This is a genomic window from Plantibacter sp. T3, assembly GCF_902506515.1.
GTDB classification, from domain to species: Bacteria; Actinomycetota; Actinomycetes; order Actinomycetales; family Microbacteriaceae; genus Plantibacter; species Plantibacter auratus.
Window position 1 is genome coordinate 3,801,412 of record NZ_LR733286.1, and the last position, 22,925, is coordinate 3,824,336.

Annotated in this window: 19 protein-coding genes; 2 read left to right on the plus strand and 17 right to left on the minus strand. The window is 70.0% G+C overall.

The features are described 5' to 3' along the window. Positions 1-11 precede the first annotated feature (11 nt). The 4 genes from GV015_RS17845 to GV015_RS17860 form a co-directional block, all read right to left on the minus strand. A complete protein-coding gene (locus GV015_RS17845) occupies positions 12-1,472 on the minus strand; it encodes a bifunctional PIG-L family deacetylase/class I SAM-dependent methyltransferase (RefSeq protein WP_159879785.1) in 1,461 nt (486 codons plus the stop codon). Continuing rightward, on the minus strand, positions 1,472-2,494 hold the full coding sequence (locus GV015_RS17850; RefSeq protein ID WP_236555527.1) for an acyl-CoA dehydrogenase: 1,023 nt from the start codon (positions 2,492-2,494) through the stop codon (positions 1,472-1,474). The genes GV015_RS17845 and GV015_RS17850 overlap by 1 nt, the downstream gene beginning before the upstream one ends. Positions 2,495-2,822: 328 nt before the next feature. Beyond that, the gene (locus tag GV015_RS17855; RefSeq protein ID WP_079706802.1) at positions 2,823-3,833 is read right to left on the minus strand and encodes a 1-aminocyclopropane-1-carboxylate deaminase; all 1,011 of its coding nucleotides are present in this window, start codon (positions 3,831-3,833) and stop codon (positions 2,823-2,825) included. Between the two features lie 66 nt (positions 3,834-3,899). Beyond that, on the minus strand, positions 3,900-4,568 hold the full coding sequence (locus GV015_RS17860; protein WP_159879787.1) for a GntR family transcriptional regulator: 669 nt from the start codon (positions 4,566-4,568) through the stop codon (positions 3,900-3,902). 179 nt (positions 4,569-4,747) lie between these two features. On the opposite strand from GV015_RS17860, the gene GV015_RS17865 reads away from it, so the two are divergent. Next, the gene (locus tag GV015_RS17865; RefSeq protein WP_159879789.1) at positions 4,748-5,281 is read left to right on the plus strand and encodes a hypothetical protein; all 534 of its coding nucleotides are present in this window, start codon (positions 4,748-4,750) and stop codon (positions 5,279-5,281) included. Between the two features lie 88 nt (positions 5,282-5,369). Here GV015_RS17865 and GV015_RS17870 read toward each other — a convergent pair whose 3' ends face one another. Then, a complete protein-coding gene (locus GV015_RS17870) occupies positions 5,370-5,972 on the minus strand; it encodes an N-acetyltransferase (RefSeq protein ID WP_159879791.1) in 603 nt (200 codons plus the stop codon). 464 nt (positions 5,973-6,436) lie between these two features. Between GV015_RS17870 and GV015_RS17875 the strand changes: the two genes are divergently transcribed. Beyond that, positions 6,437-7,312 carry an aminoglycoside phosphotransferase family protein gene (locus GV015_RS17875; RefSeq protein ID WP_236555528.1) on the plus strand — a complete coding sequence of 292 codons (876 nt, stop codon included), beginning with the start codon at positions 6,437-6,439 and terminating at the stop codon, positions 7,310-7,312. A gap of 98 nt (positions 7,313-7,410) precedes the next feature. Here GV015_RS17875 and GV015_RS17880 read toward each other — a convergent pair whose 3' ends face one another. The 12 genes from GV015_RS17880 to GV015_RS17935 form a co-directional block, all read right to left on the minus strand. Continuing rightward, a complete protein-coding gene (locus GV015_RS17880; protein WP_159879793.1) occupies positions 7,411-9,414 on the minus strand; it encodes a helicase HerA-like domain-containing protein in 2,004 nt (667 codons plus the stop codon). Positions 9,415-9,481: 67 nt separating this feature from the next. Continuing rightward, a complete protein-coding gene (locus tag GV015_RS17885) occupies positions 9,482-10,993 on the minus strand; it encodes a cryptochrome/photolyase family protein (protein ID WP_159879795.1) in 1,512 nt (503 codons plus the stop codon). Between the two features lie 102 nt (positions 10,994-11,095). Continuing rightward, complete coding sequence (locus tag GV015_RS17890) at positions 11,096-12,259, minus strand: Gfo/Idh/MocA family protein (protein ID WP_159879797.1); 1,164 nt, start codon at positions 12,257-12,259, stop codon at positions 11,096-11,098. Beyond that, a complete protein-coding gene (locus GV015_RS17895) occupies positions 12,259-13,101 on the minus strand; it encodes a sugar phosphate isomerase/epimerase (protein WP_159879799.1) in 843 nt (280 codons plus the stop codon). The genes GV015_RS17890 and GV015_RS17895 overlap by 1 nt, the downstream gene beginning before the upstream one ends. A gap of 88 nt (positions 13,102-13,189) precedes the next feature. Continuing rightward, a complete protein-coding gene (locus GV015_RS17900) occupies positions 13,190-14,551 on the minus strand; it encodes an MFS transporter (protein WP_159879801.1) in 1,362 nt (453 codons plus the stop codon). A 304-nt stretch (positions 14,552-14,855) separates the two neighbouring features. Continuing rightward, positions 14,856-15,449, minus strand: coding sequence for a TetR/AcrR family transcriptional regulator (locus tag GV015_RS17905; RefSeq protein WP_159879803.1), 594 nt, complete (start codon positions 15,447-15,449; stop codon positions 14,856-14,858). 209 nt (positions 15,450-15,658) lie between these two features. Next, complete coding sequence (locus GV015_RS17910) at positions 15,659-17,167, minus strand: alpha-N-arabinofuranosidase (protein WP_159879805.1); 1,509 nt, start codon at positions 17,165-17,167, stop codon at positions 15,659-15,661. A gap of 145 nt (positions 17,168-17,312) precedes the next feature. Further along, on the minus strand, positions 17,313-18,233 hold the full coding sequence (locus tag GV015_RS17915) for a carbohydrate ABC transporter permease (RefSeq protein ID WP_138945098.1): 921 nt from the start codon (positions 18,231-18,233) through the stop codon (positions 17,313-17,315). Next, on the minus strand, positions 18,233-19,189 hold the full coding sequence (locus GV015_RS17920; RefSeq protein WP_159879807.1) for a carbohydrate ABC transporter permease: 957 nt from the start codon (positions 19,187-19,189) through the stop codon (positions 18,233-18,235). The genes GV015_RS17915 and GV015_RS17920 overlap by 1 nt, the downstream gene beginning before the upstream one ends. 96 nt (positions 19,190-19,285) lie before the next feature. After that, on the minus strand, positions 19,286-20,623 hold the full coding sequence (locus GV015_RS17925; protein ID WP_159879809.1) for an extracellular solute-binding protein: 1,338 nt from the start codon (positions 20,621-20,623) through the stop codon (positions 19,286-19,288). A 130-nt stretch (positions 20,624-20,753) separates the two neighbouring features. After that, the gene (locus tag GV015_RS17930; RefSeq protein WP_159879811.1) at positions 20,754-21,776 is read right to left on the minus strand and encodes a LacI family DNA-binding transcriptional regulator; all 1,023 of its coding nucleotides are present in this window, start codon (positions 21,774-21,776) and stop codon (positions 20,754-20,756) included. Between the two features lie 43 nt (positions 21,777-21,819). Continuing rightward, the gene (locus GV015_RS17935; protein WP_159879813.1) at positions 21,820-22,872 is read right to left on the minus strand and encodes a LacI family DNA-binding transcriptional regulator; all 1,053 of its coding nucleotides are present in this window, start codon (positions 22,870-22,872) and stop codon (positions 21,820-21,822) included. Positions 22,873-22,925: the final 53 nt, after the last annotated feature.

Here is a 22,925-nt window from a genome sequence, read left to right on the forward strand (position 1 = left end):
CCGTCGCAGCATCAGCCCGTCAGACCGTCCACCGCAGCGATGCTCGCCTCATCGGCAGGCACGAGGACGTCGAGCAGGAAGTCGTCCTCGACGTGCTGGATCGACCGACGGCCGGGCCAGCGTTCGAGCAGGCGGCGATGGACGAACTCGGCCGAGGTCGTGGCGTGGTCGTCCGGGTGCCGCCAGTGACACGCGACGATGCTCCCGCCGGGCGTGAGCGAGCCGACGAGGCGGTCGATCACCCGGTCGAGGTCGGTCGCCGACAGGTAGTAGCCGACCTCCGACATCACCACGAGGTCGAAGGCACCACTCGGCCAGTCGTCGGGGAGCGTGCCGCGTTCGAACCGGGCGGCAGGCACCCGGCGACGGGCGATCTCGAGGGGCGCTTCGGCGATGTCGACACCGAGCACGTCGTCGCTGCGGTCCGCGAGCCGCTCCGTGAGCACACCCGTCGCGCACCCGAGTTCGAGCACCGAGCCGTAGCGCTGGCGGGGCAGGGCGGCGAGGAGGACCCGACGTTTGCGCTCCTCGTACCAGGAGCCGAAGTCCCAGCCGTCGGGGTGATCGCGGTAGTGGTCCTCGAACGACTCCTTCGAGCGCGAGGTCGCATCGGCCGTCGCGACGGTGTCCGTGCCGGTGCCGGCGGCGGTGCCGGTGTCGGAGTTCGCCGCCGCACCTGCATCCGTGTCGGATCCCTCCGCGAGGCCCAGCGCACGGCCGTTCGGGAAGAGCACCTCGAACCGCCGCGCGTAGTGCTGCAGGTGGTGGTGGTCGACGATCGCCTCGTCGCCCGGCGCGTCCGAGAGGGGCTCCGTCTGCGAGGGGTAGGCGTCCATCGCGGCGATCTTCGCCGCGTGCGCCGCCGCGTCGAGCGGCACGATCCGCGCCTCGGCCCACGGCAGGGTCGCGTCGTCGGTGTCGGCCCAGTGCCAGAGCCAGATGGGGAACTCCACGAGCGCGAGGTCGAGCTCGGTCGCGAGGGCCGTGGCGAGTTCGCCCGCGATCCGGTGGTCGCGGTGCCCGTCTCCGCGCCAGGGGGCGACGATGAGCGGTCGCGATCCGGCGGTGGCGACGGCTGCACGCAGTCGCTCCGCGATGCCCGCGCGTTCGGCGTCGAGGCCGCCGTCCGGGATGTGCAGGACCTCGTACCCGACCGTCGGGTGGAGACGACCGACGGCATCGATGAACTCGGCCTCCCGGCGCGGGGCGAGTTCCTCGGGCGTGGTGGTCGGTGAGTCGGGGTGCGATCCCTCGCCGAGGGTCACGAGGAGGACCTCGACCGGGATCCCGGCGGCTGCGGCGGCCGCGATCAGCCCACCGGCTCCGAGTGACTCGTCGTCGGGGTGCGGCGACAGGACGACGACGCCGGTGGCGTGCCGCCAGCCGTCCCAGACGGGCAGGTCGAGCTCGTGCAAGCGGGTCGCCCAGGCGGCTGCCGACGTGCCGGGGTCGCGGTGGTCGAAGGCCGGCATCAGTCGGCCTCCACCAGCATGCGGCCGTAGCGCGCGAGGTCGCGGTCGCCGTGGTCCTGCTGGACGTAGAGCTCGAGGTCGGACATCCGCGCGAGGTAGGCGGGCTCGGAGGTGAGTGGGCCGGGGCCGAGCGCTCCGAGCACCCCGGCGCGGATGGCGTCGACCCGGCCGCGGACCGTCGACCGCACACGCTGGGCGAGGCGCGGACCGGCCACGTCGTCGGCGTGACCGTGCTCGATGGCCTGGGCCGCGTCGGCGATCGCCTGCTCGGCGATCGAGAGGTCGATGGCCGCGGCGCCGAGCGTACGGAGGAGGAGGTCTGCGTCGGGTCGGGTGCGTGCCGCGGCGAGCAAGCGGTCGACGAGCGTGACCGCGCCGCCCCACCAGCAGGCGGCGACGCCGATCCCGCCCCAGGAGAATCCGGGGCGTCGCAGATACCACCCGTCGTCGCCGACCGGTGAAGCAGGGACCCCGTCGAAGCCGACCGGGCCACTCGGGACGAGCGGCAGTCCGCGGGCGAGCCACGCGCTGTCGTCGGTCGTGACCCCGGGATCGGTGAGTGCGACGGCGAACAGCCGCCGCTCCCCCGGCGCGGTGTGGGCGGTGACGAGGGCGTCGCTCAGGTGGGACGCGAGGGAGCACCACGGCTTGGTACCGGTCAGCTGCCAGGCGTCGTCGACCAGGGTCGCGTCGAGACGCAGCCCGGGTGCCTCGGCCGCGAAGACGCCCCAAGTGGAGACGGCCGGTGGTTCGAGGTCGGCCTGATGCAGGATGGCGAGCGCGTCGAGGTGCGGTTCGACGACCCGAGCGAGTGTGACGTCGACCGCGGCGATCGCGCCGAGTCCCGCGAAGACCCGCCCGGCGGTCTGCTGCTCGAGCGGACCGACGAGTCGCACGGCTGTGGAGGTGAACGCCAGACGCGACTCGATGCTCGCCAACGCACCTGACGCCGCGTCGTGCAGGGCGCCGAGGTCGAGGGAGGTGCCGCTGGTGGGCCAGGCGGTGGACTGCAGACGGATCATGCGATCCGCGTCTGGTGTCGGGGTTCCATCGGTGCGCGCATGCGACCTCCTCGCGTCGTGGAGGTCCAAGTCTCGCACCGCCGCTCGCGACCGCCCGCCCCTGGACCACGACCATCGACCCTGGTAGTGGGTCAGCGCGGTGCGCTGGCGCGAGCGCGGGTCAGCGACGTGGGCGCGGGTCTCCGGAGGGGCGCGCTCGGTCGACTGACCCGCGCTCACACCGGTTCCCTCGGGTTCGCGTCAGCGCACCGCGCCGGCACCGGTTTCCGGCGACTCGGCTCAGCGCACCGCGCCGGCACCCCGCTCGGGCGGGACACCGGGCACGGACTCAGTCGCGGAAGAGGGCGCTGTACGCGTTGATCGCCGGCTGCCCACCGAGGTGTGCATAGAGGACGTTGCTGGACGCCGGGATGTCACCGCTCGTCACGAGGTCGATGAGTCCCGCCATCGACTTCCCCTCGTAGACCGGGTCGATGATGACGCCCTCGAGCCGACCGGTCAGGCGGATCGCCTCCATCGTCGACTCGACCGGGATCCCGTAGAGGTCGCCGGCCCACCCCTCCAACACCGTGATCTCGTCGTCGCGGAGCTCGCGTTCAAGGCCGATGAGCTCCGCCGTGTTGCGGGCGATGCGCGCGACCTGGTCGCGGGTCTCCTGGATCTTCGCCGACGCGTCGATGCCGATCACCCGGCGCGGTCGGTCCTGGCCGGCGAACCCGGCGATCATGCCGGCGTGCGTGGACCCGGTGACGCTGCACACGACGATCGTGTCGAAGAACACGCCGAGTTCACGCTCCTGCTGCTCGACCTCCGCGGCCCAGTTCGCGAACCCGAGACCACCGAGCCGGTGGTCCGACGCCCCGGCCGGGATCGCGTACGGGGTGCCGCCGCGTTCGCGCACGTCGTCGAGGGCACGTTCCCAGCTCGACTTGAAGCCGATGCCGAAGCCCGCTGGATCGAGACGGACCTCGGCCCCCATGATCCGCGACAGCATGATGTTGCCGACCCGGTCGTTCACGGAGTCGGGCCAGTCCACCCAGTTCTCCTGCACGAGGACGGCCTGCATCCCGAGCTTCGCCGCAACCGCCGCGACCTGACGCGTGTGGTTGGACTGGTAGCCGCCGATCGACACGAGCGTGTCGGCACCCTGCGCGATCGCGTCGGGGATGAGGTACTCCAGCTTGCGGGTCTTGTTGCCGCCATAGGCGAGACCGCTGTTGACGTCCTCGCGCTTGGCCCAGATCGTCGCGCCACCGAGGTGGGCGGTGAGGCGGTTGAGTTCGTGGACGGGACTCGGTCCGAAGGTGAGCGGGTAGCGGGAGAAGTCGCTGAGGGACATGTGGTGGCTCCTGGGTCTCGGTGGTGCGGCGGAATGTCGGGGAATGGGGCGGGTGGTGGGCGCTGCTCAGTCCTCGTCGAGGTGGGCGAGGACGAGGTCGGCGAGGGTCGTCCAGTTGCCTCGGACGAGCGCGGCCGCCGCATCGACGTCCCCCGCCGCACAGCGCTCGATGACGGCGTCGTGCTGCGCGATCGACCCGCGTGCGGCGACCGAGGAGAACCGCAGCCGTTCGATCCGGCGCAGCAACGGCGTGACCGCCTCGAGCGCATCACGGATGAACGGATTCCCGGCGACCTCCACGGCCACGGCATGGAAGGCGTCGTCCGCTGCGAGCGCGGCGTCGGCATCGTCACGTTGCAGCGCGGCTGCGAAGTCACGGTTCGCCGCGCGCATGCGATCGAGGTCGGCCGCGCTCAGGTGCGGCACCGCCTCACGGACGGCGAGTTCGTGCATGGCGGCGGCGACCGCCTGAGCCTGCAACGTCGCCCGGCTGTCGAGCGGGGCGACGACGGTCGACCGTCCGGGTTTCGCAATGACGAGCCCACTCCGGGCGAGACGCAGGACGGCCTCGCGGATGGGCGTGCGGCTCACGCCAAGCCAGCGTTCGAGTTCGGTGTCGACGAGTTTCTCGCCCGGGGTGAACGTCCCGTCGACGATCGCGTTGCGGAGCGACTGATAGACGTCGTCGCGGAGGAGCGCTCGGCGCTGCGGGTTGGCTTGAGCGGGAGCGGGCATGCAATATATTGCACATCGCAGGACCGAGAAGTCAAGCGTACCGGCGCAACCGGTCGGACCGGCTCGCAGAGTGGGGTATTCGTCCTACTTGTCCCCCAGATGGCGGATTGTCCACCCACTGAAAGCAGGCCACGATGATCTGCGGGGGTGAGTGCGTGGTGCGACGGGGTGATGAACCGGTGACGGTCAGACCGCATCCGCGCGTGCTCTGGAGCGCCGTTCTGAGCGCCGCAATCGTCGTCCTCCCCGTGTGGGGCGTCTCACTCTGGCTCGTCGGCCCGACCCAGAGCATCGAGCGCACGTGGGTCATCACGCTCGGCATCATCGGCATGGTCGTGCTGCTCGGCGTGGCCGTCCTGTCTCGGCGCCAACGGATCGTCGTGTGTCGTGACGGGTTCATCGAGCAGCCCATCGTCGGGCGGCAACGGTTCGTTCCGCGGGAGGCGATCGGCCGCAGCCTGCTCTTCGAGTTCCGAGGTCGGGGGCTGCAAGCGAGCTCGCAGTTCTTCGTCTGTGACTCGGAGAACCGCCCACTCCTGCGCATGCGGAGCAACCGATGGAGCACGGACAGCATCGCGGCCGTCGTCGCCGCCTACGACGGCCCGGTGGAGCGACCTCGCCAGCCGGTCTCGCTCGACGACCTCCGCGAGGACCACCCCGACCTGCTCACCCCGCTCGAGCGTCTGCGCTGGGCGCGCGCCGAACTGCTCTAGCCGACACGTCTTGCACCGGCTACTGCACTGGAGCGCGAGAGCGTCGTCGCACCACGCGGCATCGGGCTCGGGTGGGATGCAGCTCGAGTCAGAGCGTCTTGGCGTACCAGTGGGCCCCGGGGTCGCCGTCCACCCGGGTGAATCCCGTCCGCTGGTAGAACTGCTGCGCCCCGGTGTTCGCGACGCCGACGCCGAGGTGCACGCCCGGGACGCCGCGCTCCGCGAGGAGCTCGCAGAACGCGTCGATGAGCCGTCTGCCGACACCCATCCCCTGCGTCTCCGGCAGCAGGTCGATGTGCAGATGCGCCGGGTACTGCGCGAGGAGTTCAAGGGACAGCCCGCCGCGAACGGTAGCGGATCGGACGATGCCGCGTTCGCCCTCCGACGCGGCACCAGAGGCCGCGGCCGCCGCGTACTTCCCCTCGACGGTCGGCCACCAGCGCTCGACGAACCAGCGGTCGAAGGCGGTCGTGTCCGCCGTGCCCAGGATGTACCCGATCGGGCCCGCACCGGCGTCGACGAGCAGCGCCAACTCGGGCTCGTGCTCGACGTAGGGCAAGGCATAGATGTCGGGTAGGAGGTCGTCCGTGCTGAACTGTCCGGTCGCGTCCGCCCCCGAGTCGCCCGTTCGGGTGCAGATCGCCGCCACGGCGGCGCGGTCGGACGGTCGGTACGCGCGGATGTCGGTCACCGCGCCAGCCTAACCGGCGTTCCCGGTCCCTGGATGGCACCGCGGTCGGTGCCTGAGTCGCGCCTCGGTCGGGCCCTTTGGTCACGCCTCGGTCTCCGTCTCCAGGTCACGCCTCGGTCCTTTGGTCGCCCTTCGGTCGGTCCCTGAGCTCCACCCTCCCGGTCCCTGAGCCCCACACTCCCCGGTCCCTGAGCCTGTCGAAGGGCGACGCTCCTTCGTGTGCCCGTCCACCACCCTCCCGGTTCCTGAGCCTGTCGAAGGGCGATGTTCGCCCGTGTGCCCTTCGACAAGCTCAGGGACCGACCGAAGGGCGACCAAAGGACCGAGGCGTGACCTGGAGACGGAGACCGAGGCGTGACCAAAGGGCCCGACCGAGGCGCGACTCAGGCACCGACCGCGGTGCCATCCAGGGACCGAGGCGCGACCCAGGCACCCGTCCGACCGGGGTGCCTAGGCTGAGTCCCGTGACATGGCGACCAGGGGGCATCGACGCGGCCGTCGAGCAGTGGCGGCTGGTGCCCGACGGCGAGCTCATCGTGACGCCGTCGAGCCGGCTGCTCCCCGTGACGCACCACGGTCGACCGGCGATGCTCAAGGTGCCGCTCGTCCACGAGGAGGCGCTCGGCGGTCAGCTGCTCGCGGCGTGGGACGGCGCCGGATGTGCAGCGGTGTTCGCGGGCGATGACCACGCGATCGTCCTGGAACGCGCGACGGGCGGCCGTGATCTCGCCTCACTGACCCGCGCAGGTGACGACCTCGGAGCCGTCGCGATCCTGTGCTCCGTGCTCGACACCCTGCACGCGGCGATCCCCACCCCGGCGCCGACCGATGCCGGTGATGTCATCGCCGAACTCCCAACGCTCCGCCGGTGGTTCCGTGAACTGCTCGCCGACGACGCATCCGCCCTCGGCACCCTCCTCGGCGATCCGGCGAGCGCCGCGTTCCTCGAGCGCGGGCGGGAACTCGCCGGTCGGCTGCTCGACACCACGATGCCTGCCGACGTCGTCGTGCTGCACGGCGACCTCCACCACCTGAACGTGCTCGAGTTCGCACCCGGCGACTGGCGGGCGATCGATCCCAAGGGCATCGTGGGCCACCGCGCCTTCGACGCCACAGCGCTGTTCAGCAACCCCGATCCAGCGACGGCGCGGAACCCGCGGCTGTTCGCCGAGCGGGTGGGCCTGGTGAGTCGATCGCTCGGCCTGTCACGAACCGAGCTCCTCGAGTGGGTGGTCGCGCGCTCCGCGCTGTCCGCCGTGTGGTCGCTGCAGGACGGGCTGCTCGACGACGCCCGCGCCACCGTCGAGGTCGGTCGCCTCGCCGAGGACGGCCTCCGGTAGGTTCGCGCCCTTCGACAAGCTCAGGGAACGGGAAACCGCTCAGGGACCGGGGAACCGCTCAGGGGAACGGGACACCGCATGAAGACCGGAGCGGCAGCTCAGCGGCGGCGACGCGTCCCGAAGATGCCCTCGACGACGCCGGTGAGGATCGACCGTGTCGCCTTCGACCCGAGGATCTCCTCGAGCGGACTCTTCGAGGACGTCGACGACGATCTCGTCGACGTCCGGCGGGTCGTGCCCGCGGTCTTCCGGAGCAACCGTTCGTACTCGGCGTCGGCCTGCTTCTGTGCTGCGGCCTGGGCCTTGTCGGCGGCGGCCTGCTGCTTCGCGAGTTCCGCCGCGATGCGCTGCCGCTCGAGTTCGGCCTCGGCGGCGAGCGCGGCCTGGTTGGCCTCCTCGAGCTTCGCCGTCAGGATCTCCCTCGCCGACTCACGGTCGACGGGCGTTCCGTACCGCGCGAGCAACGGTGACGCCGCGATCGCCGCGTCGATCGCGGTGTCGGCACTGGGCGACATGAGTCCCTGCGGCGCCCGCAGTCTCGTCCACGCGACCGGCGACGGCGCCCCTTTCTCGTTCATCACGGTGACGACCGCTTCACCGGTGCCGAGGGAGGTGAGGACCTCGCCGAGCTCGTAGCCGGAGGTCGGATAGGTCGACACGGTCGCCTTGAGTGCTTTCGCGTCGTCCGGGGTGAAGGCGCGGAGGGCGTGCTGGACGCGCGAACCGAGCTGCGCGAGCACCTCGCCCGGGACGTCCTTCGGCGTCTGCGTGACGAAGAAGATGCCGACACCCTTCGACCGGATGAGCCGGACCGTCTGCGTGATCTGCGCGAGGAAGTCCTTCGACGCGTCGCGGAACAGCAGGTGCGCCTCGTCGAAGAAGAACACGAGCTTCGGCTTCTCGGGGTCGCCCACCTCGGGGAGGGTGTTGAAGAGGTCGGCGAGCAACCACATGAGGAACGTCGAGTAGAGGGCCGGCTGGTTCTGGACGCCCGGCACCTCGAGCAGGCTGACGATGCCCTTCCCGCTGGGGTCGAGGCGGATGAAGTCGGCGGTGTCGATCTCGGGTTCGCCGAAGAAGACGTCGGCGCCCTGGTCGGCGAAGGTGATGAGCTCCCGCAGGATCACCCCGACGGTGGCGCCCGACAGCCCGCCGAGCTCCTGCAGCTCACCCTTGCCGTCGTCGCTCGCGAGGTAGGTGAGGACCGCGCGCAGGTCGCTCAGGTCGAGGAGCGGCAGGCCCGCCTTGTCGGCGTAGTGGAAGACGAGACCGAGGCTGGACTCCTGCGTGGCGTTGAGGCCGAGGACCTTGCTCAGCAGCAGCGGGCCGAAGGCGGCGATGGTGGCGCGGATCGGGACGCCCTTGCCGACGCCGCCGAGCGCGAAGTACTCCGTCGGGGTGGCGGCCGGCGTCCAGTCCTGACCGATGCCGCGGGTGCGGTCGAGGAGCTTCTCGTTCGACTCCCCCGGGGTCGCGATGCCCGAGAGGTCACCCTTGATGTCCGCGGCGAACACGGGGACGCCGGCGGCCGAGAGCTGCTCGACGAGGCCCTGGAGCGTGCGGGTCTTCCCGGTTCCGGTGGCGCCGGCGACGAGTCCGTGCCGGTTCATGACACTGAGCGGGATGCGGACCTGCACCCCCGGCAGCGGTTCCCCGTTGACCAGGGCACCCATCTCGAGCGCCGGGCCGTGCACGAGGTAGCCGCCGCGGATCTTCAGCACGTCGTCGAGGCCGAGCGGGCCCGGACCGATGGTGTCGGCGCTGAGCTCGTCGGAGCTGCTGGTGTCGGCAGTGCCAGTGCCGACGGTGCTGGTGTCGGCACCGACCGCGTCGTCGGTTGGGACGTCGGCTGGGGCCTCGGCGGCCGGCGCATCACCCGCGGAACCGGGGTCCACCGGCTCGACCGGTGACGCTGCTCCGGTGGCCCCGCCCGACGCCGTGATCCCGGCCCCGGCGAGCGCCGCTGCCGCCTCGGCCGCCTTCACTTTGGCTGCGGCGAGTGCCGCCTGCGCCTGGGCGGCTTCGAGCTCGGCCTGGGCTTGGGCGGCGGCAGCCTGGAGTGCGGCGATCTGCGGGTCGGATGCTGCATCACTGGGCGTCATGTGCCGAGCCTAGCGACGCGTTCCCCACCGGTCGAGGGGTCGTGCGAGGGCTGGACGACTGCTCCGATCACCACTGTTCGCGGGTGTGCTCCTGGTCGACGACGGCGCGCAGGTCGGACAGTCGGCGCATCCCGGCCAGCGGTTGCGCCATACGGGTGTTGTGCCGGATGCGCGGTTCCACGCGGTCGAGGAAGGCCCAGTACCCGGCGGTGAAGGGGCAGGCGTCCTCGCCCAGCCGCACCTTGGGATTGAAGACGCACCCACCGCAGTAGTCGGACATCTTGTCGATGTACGCGCCACCCGAGGCGTAGGGCTTCGTCGCGACGATGCCGCCGTCCGCGTGCTGCGACATGCCGATGACGTTCGCGGGCATCACCCAGGGGGTGCCGTCGACGAACATGTCGATGAACCAGTCGTTGAGTGCGACCGGGTCGTATCCATGCTGCAGGGCCCAGTTGCCGAGCACCATGAGCCGCTGGATGTGATGCGCCCAACCGTGGCGACGCATCCCGTCGATCGTCTCGCGGAGACAGTTGGACTGGATGGCGGCGGCGTCGAGTTCGCGGAACTGGCGCGGGAGCGGCTCGTGTGCTCCGAGGGCGTTGTGACTCGTCCGGTACGGCTCGCCGAGGTGCCAGTAGAGATGCCAGACGTAGTCGCGCCAGCCGATGATCTGGCGGGTGAAGCCCTCGACACTCGACAGCGGTGCGCGACCGGCGTGGTACTCGGCGACCACGGTCTCGACGGCGTCGCGCGGGTCGAGCAGGCCGAGGTTGAGCGGCGCGCTCAACAGCGAGTGCGCCATCGTCCAGTCACCGCCGAGCATGGCGTCCTCGAACGGGCCGAAGTCGCCGAGCCTCGTCTCGATGAAGTCCGCGAGCGCCGCCTCCGCCTCGGCCGCCGTGGCCGCGAAGCGTCGGGGCCCGTCATCACCGACCAGCTGGACCAGTCCGTCGCGCTGCCACCGGTCGAGGTCCTCCCGGACCTCCGCGTCGATGTCGTCCTCCTCGGGCCAGAGCGGCTCGGGCAGACCGAGCCGGGCGGCACCCTTCGGCGGCGGGTTCCGGTTGTCGTGGTCGAAGTTCCAGCGGCCACCCTCCGGCTGGTCGCCGTGCATGAGGATCCCGGTCCGCTCCCGCACCGTGCGGTAGAAGTCCTCCAGGAGGAGCCGCTTGCCGTCCCGCGTCGACGCCCAGGCTGCGAAGTCCGGTTCCGACGTCACGAAGCCGCGGCTCGGGAGCACCCGGAGGCCACGCTCGCGGACGAAGCGCCGAGCCGTCCACGAGGGTGGGTCGATCACCTCGAGGTCGGCGCCGACCTCGACGACCTCCTCGTAGCGGTCGACCTGGTGGAACTCCGCCCGGTCGCCGAGTTCCGCCGCTCGATGTCGGATGGCCGAGAGGAAGAGGTGCGCCTTCGCCCGGTGCATCGGGCGCTTCGTGAAGGTGGACTTCGATTCGATGAGCAGGATCGGTCCGCCGTCGTCGAACGCCGGGCCGAGCTGGCCGGTGAGGATCCATCGCCGGCGAGCGGCCGCTTCATCGGGGTGCTCGGCGGCGCTCCGGCCGGTGGTGTCCATCGCCTCAGCGTACGTGGGGCGACGGACACCACCGGGGGCTTGCTCAGCCTGCTCCGATGCTGCTCGGTTCTGTTCGGCGGTGCCCCGTTCGGTTCACAACGCTCAGAGCGTCGCGGCGAACGGGTCCCAGTCCTCGGCGACGAGCGGGACCGGCGCGACCCGGCTCGCCACGTCGACGGTCTGGCCGGACACCACGGACTCGTCGATCGAGACGAGCGTGTCGAGCACGTGGTAGCCGAGGGCACCCGAGGCGAGCGGCGTGCCGCCGGAACGGATCGCCCGGGCGAGGTCGAGGACCCCGGTCCCGCGGCCGGCGAGGACACCCTCGGTCGGCACGACCTCCCACTCCGGGTCCTGCTGCATCCGCTCGATGGGAGCGGCGCGGGTGATCCGCACCTCGCCCGTGAACATGTTCGGGTCGGGGATCACGAGCGTCCCCTCGGTGCCGGTGATCTCGACGACGCCCATCTTCGCGAGCGGCGACTCGAAGCTGAAGACGCTCTGGCTCACGCCGCCGTCCACGAAGCGGGCGATGGCGCTGACGTGCGTCGGCACCTCGACGGCGAACTCCGTGCCGACGCGGTCGCCCTGCTGGATCGTCCGCGTCGCACGCCCGCGGGAGCCGGCCGCCGACACCGAGGCGACCGAACCGAACACCTGCACGAGCGTCGTCAGATAGTACGGCCCCATGTCGAACAGCGGCCCGCCGCCCTTCGCGAAGAGGAACTCCGGGTTCGGGTGGAAGATGTCCGGGCCGGCGTACTGCATGACGGTCTGGGCGGTGAGCGGCTGACCGATGTCTCCGCGGGCGATGGCGCGACGCGCGGACTGGACGCCCGGGCCGAGGACGGTGTCAGGCGCGATGCCGACGAGGAGTCCTGCGGCGTCGGCCTGCTCGAGGAGCGCGAGCCCGCTCGCACGGTCGACGCTGATCGGCTTCTCCGTCCACACGTGCTTCCCGGCGGCGAGCACCTGCGACGCGACCTGCGCGTGGACGGCGGGGATCGTGAGGTTCACGACGAGCTCGACGTCCGGGTGCGCGAGGACGTCGTCGGCGGTCCCCCACTCGCCGACGCCCCACTTCTCGGCCTGGGCCTTCGCGCGGTCGACGTCGAGGTCGCCGAGGATCACGACGTGGACGTCGGGGAACGCGGTGAGGTGCTCGAGGTAGGTGTCGCTGATCATGCCGGTGCCGATGAACCCGACGCCGACCGGGCCGCTGCCCTGCGGTGCGCGTGCTGTCGTGCCCTGCGCTGCCGCGGGCATCAGCGGACCACCGCTTCGGTCGAGACGAGCTGTTCGGCGACGAGCGCGTCGACGCTCGCCTGGATGCCGTCGAAGATGTCGCCGGCGCCGTAGTGGTCGAACTCGATGATCGCGAACCGCGCCGAGGGCGCTGCGGCGAGGGACTCACGCAGCGGGACCTCGCCCTGCCCGAACGGTCGCTGGTCGAGACTCGTCGGCACGAAGGGGGCGGCGCCCGGTGCGAACGGGTCGGCGGGCAGCAGGCCGTCCTTGACGTGGAGCGCCTGGACGCGGTCGCCGAGGCGGCCGAGCAGCGCGGGCACGTCCTGACCGGCGGTCGCCGCCCAGAACAGGTCGACCTCGAGCGCGACGTCGTCACGCAGCTGGTCGACGAAGACCTCGAACGCGCTGCGTCCGCCGAACGATGCGACGAACTCCTGGGAGTGGTTGTGATAGCCGACGCGGAGACCGTGGTCGGCGGCGCGCTCCGCTGCGGCGTTCAGGCGGGCGGCCGTGTCGGCGACGGCGGCTTCGTCGAGCCACCGGTCGGGGCTGACGAACGCGTCGATGACGATCTCGAGGCCGAGTGTGTTCGCGGCGGCGAATACCTCCTCCTGCGGGGCGACCGGCATGACCTGGTCGCCGAAGCGGATCTCGTCGGAGAGGAGGGTCGCGTGGCCGGTGCGGGCGGCGAGACCGTGGCGGTCGAAGGCCTCGCGGAGCTCGGGCGCGCGGGAGACGAAGTCGAAGGCTTCGACCTCGCGCAGGCCCATACCGGCGAGCCGGGCGAGGGCGTCGTCGAGGCCCTGGTCGAGGTGCTCCTTGATGCTGTAGAGCTGCACGGAGAGCGCTGGTGCGGTCATGGTGTTGCCGTCCGTTCTGACGCCGTCCTTGGCGTCGCTGGGTGATGGAGTGGAGCTGGTGATCGGGGTGCGAGAGGCGCGACCGGGATCACCCCCGGGTCGCGATCGATCCGGTGATCGTCCCGTCGGCGTTCCGGGTCATGCGGTGTCGGACCGGCAGGATCGTCAGCGCGCCGAGCACGGCGATCACCCCGGCGCCCCAGAACAGGGCCGTGTAGTTGTTGCCGACCGCGCCGAGTCCGAGGAGGAACGCGCCCACCGCGCCGGCGAGCGACTGCGGCAGGGCGTTCGCGATGTTGAGGACACCGAGGTCCTTCGCCGCGTCGTCCGGGTTCGGCAGGACGTCCACGACGAGGGCGGTGTCCACCGCGACGTACACGCCGTACGCCGCCCCCATGATCGCCTCGACGACGTAGAACATGGGCACCGTCGTGGTGTGGGCGAGCAGGATGAGTCCGACCGCGAACACCGCCGTCGACCCGATGACGAACACCTTGCGGTTGAGCATCCGGTCCGACAGCCAACCGCCGAGCTTCGCGGTGATGACGAGCGCGATCGTGTAGATCAGCACACCCATGGTCAGGGTGTCGACCGCGCCCTGCTGCGACAGCCCGACCTCCTCCTGCAGGAAGAACAGGCGGAACGCGACGAAGAGGAACGAGGCGAGCGTCAACAGGAACCGTGAGAGCCAGACCCAACCGAAGTCCGGGTGCTTGAGCGGGTTCACCCAGAAGGTGAAGAGCAGACCCTTCCATCCGCCGACGTCCGCACGGGTGGTGATCGCGCGGTCGGGCAGGACGAAGCAGTACAGCCACACGGTGATGAGTGCGAAGACGGCCGGAGCGACGAAGAGGAGCAGCATGTCGGTGACGAACCAGCTGGCCACGAAGGCCGCAGCGAGGATGCCGACGTTCTGCATGACGCCGACGTTCGCGGAGACACTCCCGCGCTGTTCCGGCGGGACCTGGTCGGCGATGGTCGCGAGCAGCGGGCCGAGGATGGCGTTGCCGGTGAGTTGTGCGAGGCACCAACCGGCGATGAGGACCGGGACGTTCGGAGCGAACGCGACGATCGTGAGCGAGGCGACGAAGCCGATGGCGCCGAGGAACATCCACGGGCGGCGGCGACCGAAGCGCGAGAGCGTGATGTCGGACAGGCGGCCGATCACCGGGTTCGCGACGAGGGCGAACAGGGCGGCGATGGAGAGGACGTTGCCGTTGACGACCGCTGCCTGGTCACCGGGGACGAGCTGCTGCGTCTTGAGGGCCAGGCTCACGGTGACCGGGGCGAGCAGGGCCACGAACAGACCGAACTGGGCGAGCGCCATGGTGGTGACGACACGCTTCGATGCTCGTTCCGTCGGTCCCGACGGGCCGGTGACGAGGCTGACGTATGGGCCGCTCGAGGCACGCTGACCGGTGGGTTTGGGGCGGCGGGGTGGGTTGGACATCCGAGTTCCTCTCAACGCTGAGCTGCGGACCGGCTCTGGCCCGCGGGTGGTGCTGTCCCGGCAGGCCCGGGAAACCGATCACTGCACGGCTTTGAGTATAGGCGCGAAACCCGAGTGGTCAATAGGTTTTCACGAAACCTGTCGGTGTGGCTGCTGCCAGCGCGGTGCGCTGACGCGAGCGCACCCCAGCCGCGTGAGCGCGGGTCTCCAGAGGGTCGCGCTCACGCGCCCGGGGCGCACCCACGCCGATTCCCCAGCGCTCGCGTCACCGCACCGCGCCGGGCCCCACAGACCCGCGCTCGGGTCAGCGCACCGCGCCGGCGTCACCGACGAGGAGGGCCCAGGCGCGCTCGAGGTCGCCGGCCATGTCGACGGAGGGGTCGAGCGTCCACTGCACCTGCAGCCCGTCGGCGAGGGCGACCATGACGCGCGCCACGTGATCGGGGTCGATGCCCGTCGCGACCCGCCCGGAAGCCTGGCGATCCCGGACGACGTCGGCGATGCTCCGGCGCACCGCCGTGACGTGATCGACGAAGAACCCGCGCACCGGGTGCTCCGCATCACCGGCGGCGGCAGCCATGGTCAGGTACAACTCGACGAGCCCAGGGACATCACTGTTGTGGCGCATGACAGCGACCAGACCCTCGATCGCGTCCTGGGAGCCGGCCGCGGCGAACTCCTCGTAGTCGACGGCGTCGCGCTCCCGCAGGATCGCCGCGAACAGGTGCTCCTTGGATTCGAAGTAGTGCATGAGCCCCGGCAGGCTGACGCCGACCTCACGCGCGACCTCACGGAGCGACGTGCCGCGATACCCCTCGCGCGCGAACACCGCGAGCGCGACGCGCAGGATCTCCTCGCGGCGCGCAACACCTTTCGCGTAGGAGCCCCGTGCCGTCATGTGCCGATTGTAGGGCCGCACGGCGTCGGCGGTGGGTGGATTCCCCCACCCACCGCCGACGCCGATACGTGCATCACTCAGGACGGGTCCGGCGCGCCGTCCCGCGATCGCCGCGAGCGAGGCAGACTCGCCGCGATCGTCCTGAGTTGCGAACGTCGAGACCCCTGGCTCGCAGTCCGCTTCCCGCAGCCCGCTTCCCCCTTCCCGACTCAGGCGCCGAGTGCGACCGCCGTCCACGACACGGGCGGGAGCGTGATCGTGAGGGTGCCGTCGGCGAGCGACGCGCTCTCGTTCGCGACGAGACCGACGCGCTCGCGGTCGTCGATCGTGTTCTTCGCGTAGACGTCCTCGTCGTGGATACCGTTCGCCTCGACGATCGAACCGACGCCGAGCGCCGAGACGTCGACGGTCACCGTGATCGCCTCGTCCTGGTGGCGGTTCACGAGGAACACGGCCGCGGTCCCGGCCTCGGCGTCGTAGGTCGCGACCGAGTCGACGAGCGGTGCGTCGCCGTGGACCTTCGTGGTGTAGCTGCCGACCTCGATGCGCGGCGCGATCACGACACCCGACGCGAGCCGGCTGGTGACCGAGAACGGGAAGAACGTCGTCTGCCGCCAGGCCCCACCGCCCGGCTCGGTCATGATCGGGGCGATGACGTTCACGAGCTGCGCGAGGCTCGCGGAACCGACGCGGTCGCTGTGCTTGAGGAGCGTCATCAGCAGGTTGCCGAACACGACCGCATCGGCGACCGAGTAGACGTCCTCGATGAGGCGGGGCGCGTAGGCCCACTCCTCGATCGTGCCCTCGATCGCGTTCCACTCGTCGAGGTACCAGACGTTCCACTCGTCGAACGAGAGCTGGATCTGCTTGTCGGAGTGACGCTTGTGCTGCACGTGGTCGGCGGCCGCGACGACCGTGCGGATGAAGTACTCCATGTTGAGCGACGAGGCGAGGAACGACCCGAGGTCGCCATCGCGCTCCTGGTAGTACGCGTGGCAGGAGATGTAGTCCACCGAGTCGAAGCTGTGCTCGAGGACGGTGCGCTCCCAGTCGCCGAAGGTCGGCATCGAGGAACTCGACGATCCGCAGACGACGAGTTCGAGCTTCGGGTCGACCATCTTCATCGCCGACGCAGTGCGGGCGGCCAGCTTGCCGTAGTCGTCGGCCGACATCGCGCCGACCTGCCACGGCCCGTCCATCTCGTTGCCGAGACACCACATGCTGATGCCGTAGGGCTCTGGTGCGCCGTTCGCGATCCGCTGGTCGGACAGCGCGGTGCCGCTCGGGTGGTTCGTGTACTCGAGGAGGTCGAGCGCTTCGAGCACCCCGCGCGTGCCGAGGTTGACGGCCATCATCATCTCGCTGCCGGTGAGCTTGCACCACTTGGCGAACTCGTCGACGCCGACCTGGTTGGTCTCGAGCGAGTGCCAGGCAAGGTCGCGGCGCACGGGGCGGTCCTCGCGCGGCCCGACGCCGTCCTCCCAGCGGTAGCCGGAGACGAAGTTGCCGCCGGGGTAGCGGATGGTGCTCGTACCGAGCTCCGTGACGAGGTCCACCACATCGCCGCGGAAGCCGTCGGCGTCGGCGGTGGGGTGGCCGGGCTCGTAGATGCCGTCGTAGACGCAGCGGCCCAGGTGCTCCACGAACGAGCCGAAGATCCGGCGGTTGACGGGGGCGACCGTGACGTTCGGGTCGATGGTGATGCGTGCGGTGGTCATGACGGGAGGTGTCCTTCGTTCGGGCCGGAGTCGGCCGTGGCGTGCAGTGCTGGTCGTTCGTGCGTTGCGTGGGCGGTCGTGGTGTCGATGATGTCGTGGAGTGCCCGGTCGGGGCGACGCCGCGGCGGCGCGTCTGTGGAGCGACTCACTTCACGCTGCCGAGGGAGAGCCCGCCCTGCCAGTACCGCTGCAGGGAGAGGAAGGCGATGATGAGCGGCACGATCGAGATGAACGCCCCGGTGACGATGAGGTTCCACACCTGCTCGCCGCCGGCGCCCGCGTTCGACAGCGCCGTCCAGTTGTTCAGTCCGACCGTCACGGGAAGCAGGTTCGGGTCGCTGAGCACCGCCAGCGGCAGGAAGAAGTTGTTCCACGTGCCGACGATCGAGAGCAGCAGCACCGTGACGATCGCCGGTCGCAGCAGCGGGAGCGCGACCTGGAAGAACGTCCGCAGCTCCCCTGCGCCGTCGACCCGCGCGGCGTCGAGGATCTCGTCCGGGATGGCGTCCTGGGTGTAGATGCGCATGAGGTAGACGCCGAACGGGCTGAGCAGCGACGGGAGGATCACGGCCCAGATCGTGTTGACGAGCCCGACCTGGCTGAGCAGGACGAAGGTCGGGATGACCAGGGCCGTGAGCGGGACCATGACCGCGCCGAGCAGCAGGTTGAAGAACAGGGAGCGACCACGGAACCGGTACTTGGCGAAGCCGTATCCGGCGAGCACCGCGAGGACCGTGGCACCGATCCCGCCCGAGAACGCGTACAGGAAGGAGTTCCCGAGCCAGCGCCAGTAGATGCCGCCCTGGTGGGTGGAGAGCTCGGCGACGTTGTCGAAGAAGTTGAACTCACCGTCGAACCAGAGCGGCCCGCCGGAGCCGGTGAAGAGCCCGGAGGTGTCCTTCGTGGCTGCGACGATCAACCACCACAGCGGGAGGATGAAGTAGATGACGAGGGCGAGGAGGAAGAGGTGCGAGCCGACGCGTCGGCCACCGGTACGGGCCTCGGGACCCTGACGTCGTCGTCCGGCCTTCGGGTTGACGGCCGGGATGGCGGTGGTAGCGCTCATCATTTGAGTCCGCTCTGCTTGCGCGTGAGGAAGAGGAAGACGTACGAGCCGATGAACACGATGATCCCGAGCGCGAAGGAGATCGCGGAGGCGTAGTTGAACTGGCTGTACGAGAAGGCGAGGGAGTACGCGTACATGTTCGGTGTGTACGAGATGGGGATGGCACCTTGGGCGACCCCGCGCAGCACCTGCGGTTCGGTGAAGAACTGCAGCGTGCCGATCATGGCGAAGATGAGCACCATGACCATCGACGAGGAGATCATCGGCACCTTGATGCGCAGCGCGGTCTGGAACGCGTTCGCGCCGTCGATGCGGGCGGCTTCGTAGATGGACGGGTCGATGCCGCGGAGCGCCGCGTAGATGATGATCATGTAGTAGCCCGACCACTGCCAGGTCACGATGTTGACGAGGCTGCCGAAGATGCTGCTCTGGTCGAGGAAGGACGGCGCCGTGGCCCCGAAGAGCGCGAAGACGTCGGTCGCCGGACCGAAGCGGGGGCTGTAGAGGAAGCCCCACATGAGCGCGCCGATGACCACGGGGATGGCGTACGGGACGAAGATCATGAGTCGTGAGAACTTCGACAGGACGGTCGCCAGGTTGTCGAGCACGAGGGCTGCGACGAGCGCGACGAGCATCTGTGCGGGGATCATGACGAGGGCGAACATCGCCACCCGCGCGAGCCCGCTGAGGAAGATCGGGTCGGTGAAGGCCTTCGCGTAGTTCGCGAGGCCCGTGAACTCGGTACCGGTCGCGAGGGTGGAGGTCTGGAGGCTCATCCAGAACGCGTAGCAGAGCGGGAAGATGAGGAAGGCCGCGAAGACCACGGCGAAGGGGGCGACGAAGAGCCAGCCCCAGCGTTGCCGTCGCCGGTCGATCGCGCCGATGCCGCCTCGTCGCGGACGGACGATCCTGGCGGCCGACGCGGCGGTGGAGGCCGATCCGGTGGTGAGTGCCATGATGCTGCTTTCGAGTCGTGGGGACCACCGGGGCGGCGACTGCGCCGCCCCGGTGACGGAGGACGTGCGGGGCGGCGTCGCGGCCGCCCCGGCGGGCTACTTCGAGGTGAAGCCCTGCTCGGTGGCGTACTTCTCGAGGCTCGCCTGGAGGTCGTCGAGCGCCTCGTCGGCGGTCTTCTCCCCCTGGACCATCGCGTACTGCTGCTCGGTCAACTGGTCGAACGCGTAGTTCTGGAACGGACTGAACGTGAAGCCGCTGTAGCCGGCCGCCGCGGCGAGGAAGACGTCCTTGTTGATCTTCTGACCACCGAAGAACGGGTACTCGAGGTTCGTGAAGTAGTCGGACTCCAGGATCGGCTTGTACGTCGGGAACAGCGCACCCTGCTCGATGCCGATCTTCCACGCCTCGTCGGTGCCGAAGATGTCCTTCGCGACCTCGGCGGCGAGTTTCTTGTCCTTCGCCTGCTCGGTCACGGCGAAGGTGGAACCGCCCCAGTTCACCTGGACGGGGTTCGCCGCGTCCCACTGCGGGAGCGGGGCGGCGCGCCACACGGCGGTGTCGTCGGCGTCGGAGAGGCCCTGCAGGTAGCCCGGGCCCCACGCGGCCGCGAGGTAGACGGCGTAGGTGCCGTCGACGAGGCTCGTGTTGTAGTCGGCGGTGAAGGCGTCGTCGGTGGTGACGAGTCCCTCCTTCACGAGGCCGTCCCAGTAGTTGAGGACCCGCTTGGACGCGTCGTCGTTCACGTCGATCGACACCTCGGTGGGCTTCGTCTTGTCGTACTCGAACGGCTTGGAGCCGGCCTGCGCGAACAACGCCTGGTTGAAGGCCCGGCCGTTCGTCGGGAAGTTGGCGAGGACACCCGTGCCAGCGTCCTTCAGCTGCTTCGCGGCGGCGGCGAACTCGTCCCAGGTGGTCGGGACGGCGATGCCGGCCTTGTCGAAGAGGTCCTGGCGGTAGAGCATGCCCATCGGGCCGCTGTCGACCGGGATCGCGTACACCGAATCACCGCTCGTGACGTCGTTCCACGCGCCCTCGGTGTACTTGTCCTTGACCTCGTTCGCGCCCAGCTCGCCGATGTCGACGAGCGCCTTGCGGATCGTGAAGCTGGAGATGACCTCGGACTCGAGCATGATGACGTCGGGTGCGCCGGACTTCGCCTCGATGGCGGTGGAGAACTTCGTGTACTCGTCGTTGCCCTGGCCGGCGTTCGTCCAGCAGACCTGGACGTCGTCGTGCGTCTCGTTGAAGAGGTCGACGACCTGCTCGAAGGCGGGGAACCAAGCCCAGACGGTGACCTGCGGCACGTCCTTCTTGGTGATGGTGTTGGTGCAGGAGGCTTCGCCGCCTCCGCTTGCGCCACCGGTGGAGCATCCGGTGAGGGCCATCGCTGCAACGGCGACCGTGCCGACTGCTGCGAGAACTCGTGACTTCATGTGGGTGCTGTCCTCTCGGAGATGGAACTTCATTGTCATCGTGCCGGGTTTTACAACGTTGAAGGTAAACGTTGTAAAAGCATGATGCCGGGTGGTTCCAGCGATGTCAAGGACGAATCGAAGTGGTGGATCAGACGGCTGGGAGCGCGGTGGACTCCCGCTGGACGAGCTCGAAGTCAGCGAGCACGAGGCGCGGCGGGAAGGACTCGTCGCGCCGCTCGATGCGCTCCAGCAGCAGATCCACGGCCGTCTCGGCGATCTGGTCGCGCCCCGGCGCGATCGTCGACAGCGACGGCAGGGAGTAGCGTCCCTCGTCGATGTCGTCGAAGCCGATGATCGCCACCTGCTCCGGCATGCGGATGCCACGCTCACTCAGCACGCGCATCGCGCCGAGGGCGAGGGCGTCGTTGAAGGCGACGATACCGTCGAACCGCACTCCCTCGTCGAGCATCGCACGCATCGCGACCGCGCCGTCCAGGCGATGCCAGATCTCGACCTCCCGCACGAGGGACGCGTCGTACGGCAGCCCCGCGGCGTCGAGCGCTTCACGGTAGCCGACGAGGCGCAGCCCGGCCGAACCGATCTCCTCCCCCGGGTGTGCACCGAACGCCACGATCCGTCGGCGCCCCGAAGCGATCAGGTGCTCCGTCGCCGCCCGGACACCCTCGGTGTTCTGCATCGTGACGTGGTCGTTCGGAGCGTTGAAGATCCGTTCGCCGAGGAGGACCATCGGTGTGCGCACCTCGGCGAGGATGTCGACGTCCTCCTCCCCCAGCTCGAGCGCGGAGTACAGGATGCCGTCGACGAGCTGCGTCCGCGGACCACGGACGAGCGCCGCCTCGCGCTCGCGGTCGCCACCGGTCTGCTCGATGAGCACGTACAGACCACGCTGCGCCGCGGCGTGCATGACGGCGTCGGCGAGCTCGGCGAAGTAGGAGTTCCGGAGGTCGGGGATGATCAGGCTGATGACGCCGGACCGGCCGGAGCGGAGCCCGCGTGCGGAGAGGTTCGGGCGGTAGCCGAGCTCGGCGATCGCCGCGAGCACCCGCTCCTTGGTGGCCTGCTTGATGTGGGGGTAGTCGTTGACGACGTTCGAGACGGTCTTGGCGGACACCCCGGCGAGCTTCGCCACGTCGTGCAGGGTGGTCGCCATGATCCTCCTCGGCGGCGGCATGCCCGGCCGCCCTGTACGCACTCTACAACGTTGAAGGAGCGGCCCTGGATCCGGGCGTGTGGGCGATCACGGAGCCGGTGGACTCCCTCGGGACGACGCGGAAGCCACTGACGATCGCGCGCGGTGCCTCCGGCTGCCCGGGTGCGGCGATCCGCTCGATCAGGAGCTCGACGGCGCGCTCCGCGATCTCCTCCCGGCCGATGTCGACCGTGGACAGGGTCGGGAGGGCGTAGCGCGTCTCGTCCAGGTCGTCGAAGCCGATGATCGCGACGTCGTCGGGGATGCGGAGCCCGGCGTCCTGGAGGACGCGCATGGCACCGAGGGCCATCGCATCGTTGAAGGCGACGACGCCGTCGAACGGCAGGCCCGCGGCGATGACCTCGCGCATCGCGTTCGCCCCGTCGCTACGGTGCCAGCTGACGACGGTGCTGACGTAGGCGGGATCGGCCGGGATGCCCGCGGCTTCGAGCGCCTCGCGATACCCCTGGAGACGGAGGGCGGCCGGCCCGAGGGTGTCGTGCGGGTCGGTGCCGAGTGCGACGATGCGGCGTCTGCCCTGCGCGAGCAGGTGTTCGGTCGCCGCGCGGGCGCCGTCGACGTTGGCCATCGTCACGTGGTCGCGGTCGCCGTCGAACAATTGCTCGCCGAGGATCACCATGGGCCCGTCCGGGAGGAGCGCACTGTCGTCGCGGTCGAGGCTGAGCGGACTGTAGAGGATGCCGTCGACGAGCTGCATGCGCGGCCCGCGAAGGATCTCGAGCTCGACGTCGCGACCGCCGGCCACCTGCTCGATGAGCACCGAGAGCCCGCGCGCACGAGCCTGACGCATGACCGCGTCCGCGAGCTCCGCGAAGTAGGCGTTGCGGAGGTCGGGGATGATGAGGCTGATCACGCCGGACCGGCCGGAGCGGAGGCTCCGGGCCGAGAGGTTGGGGCGGTAGCCGAGCTCGGCGATCGCGCGCTCGACCTTGGAGCGGGTCGCATCGCTCACGTGCGGGTAGTCGTTGACGACGTTCGAGACGGTCTTGATCGAGACGCCCGCGCGTGCGGCGACGTCGTGCATCGTGATCGACACGCGTCTCCTCCCCCGGCCGGCTCCCGGCTGTCAGCAGACTACCGCTCCGCCGG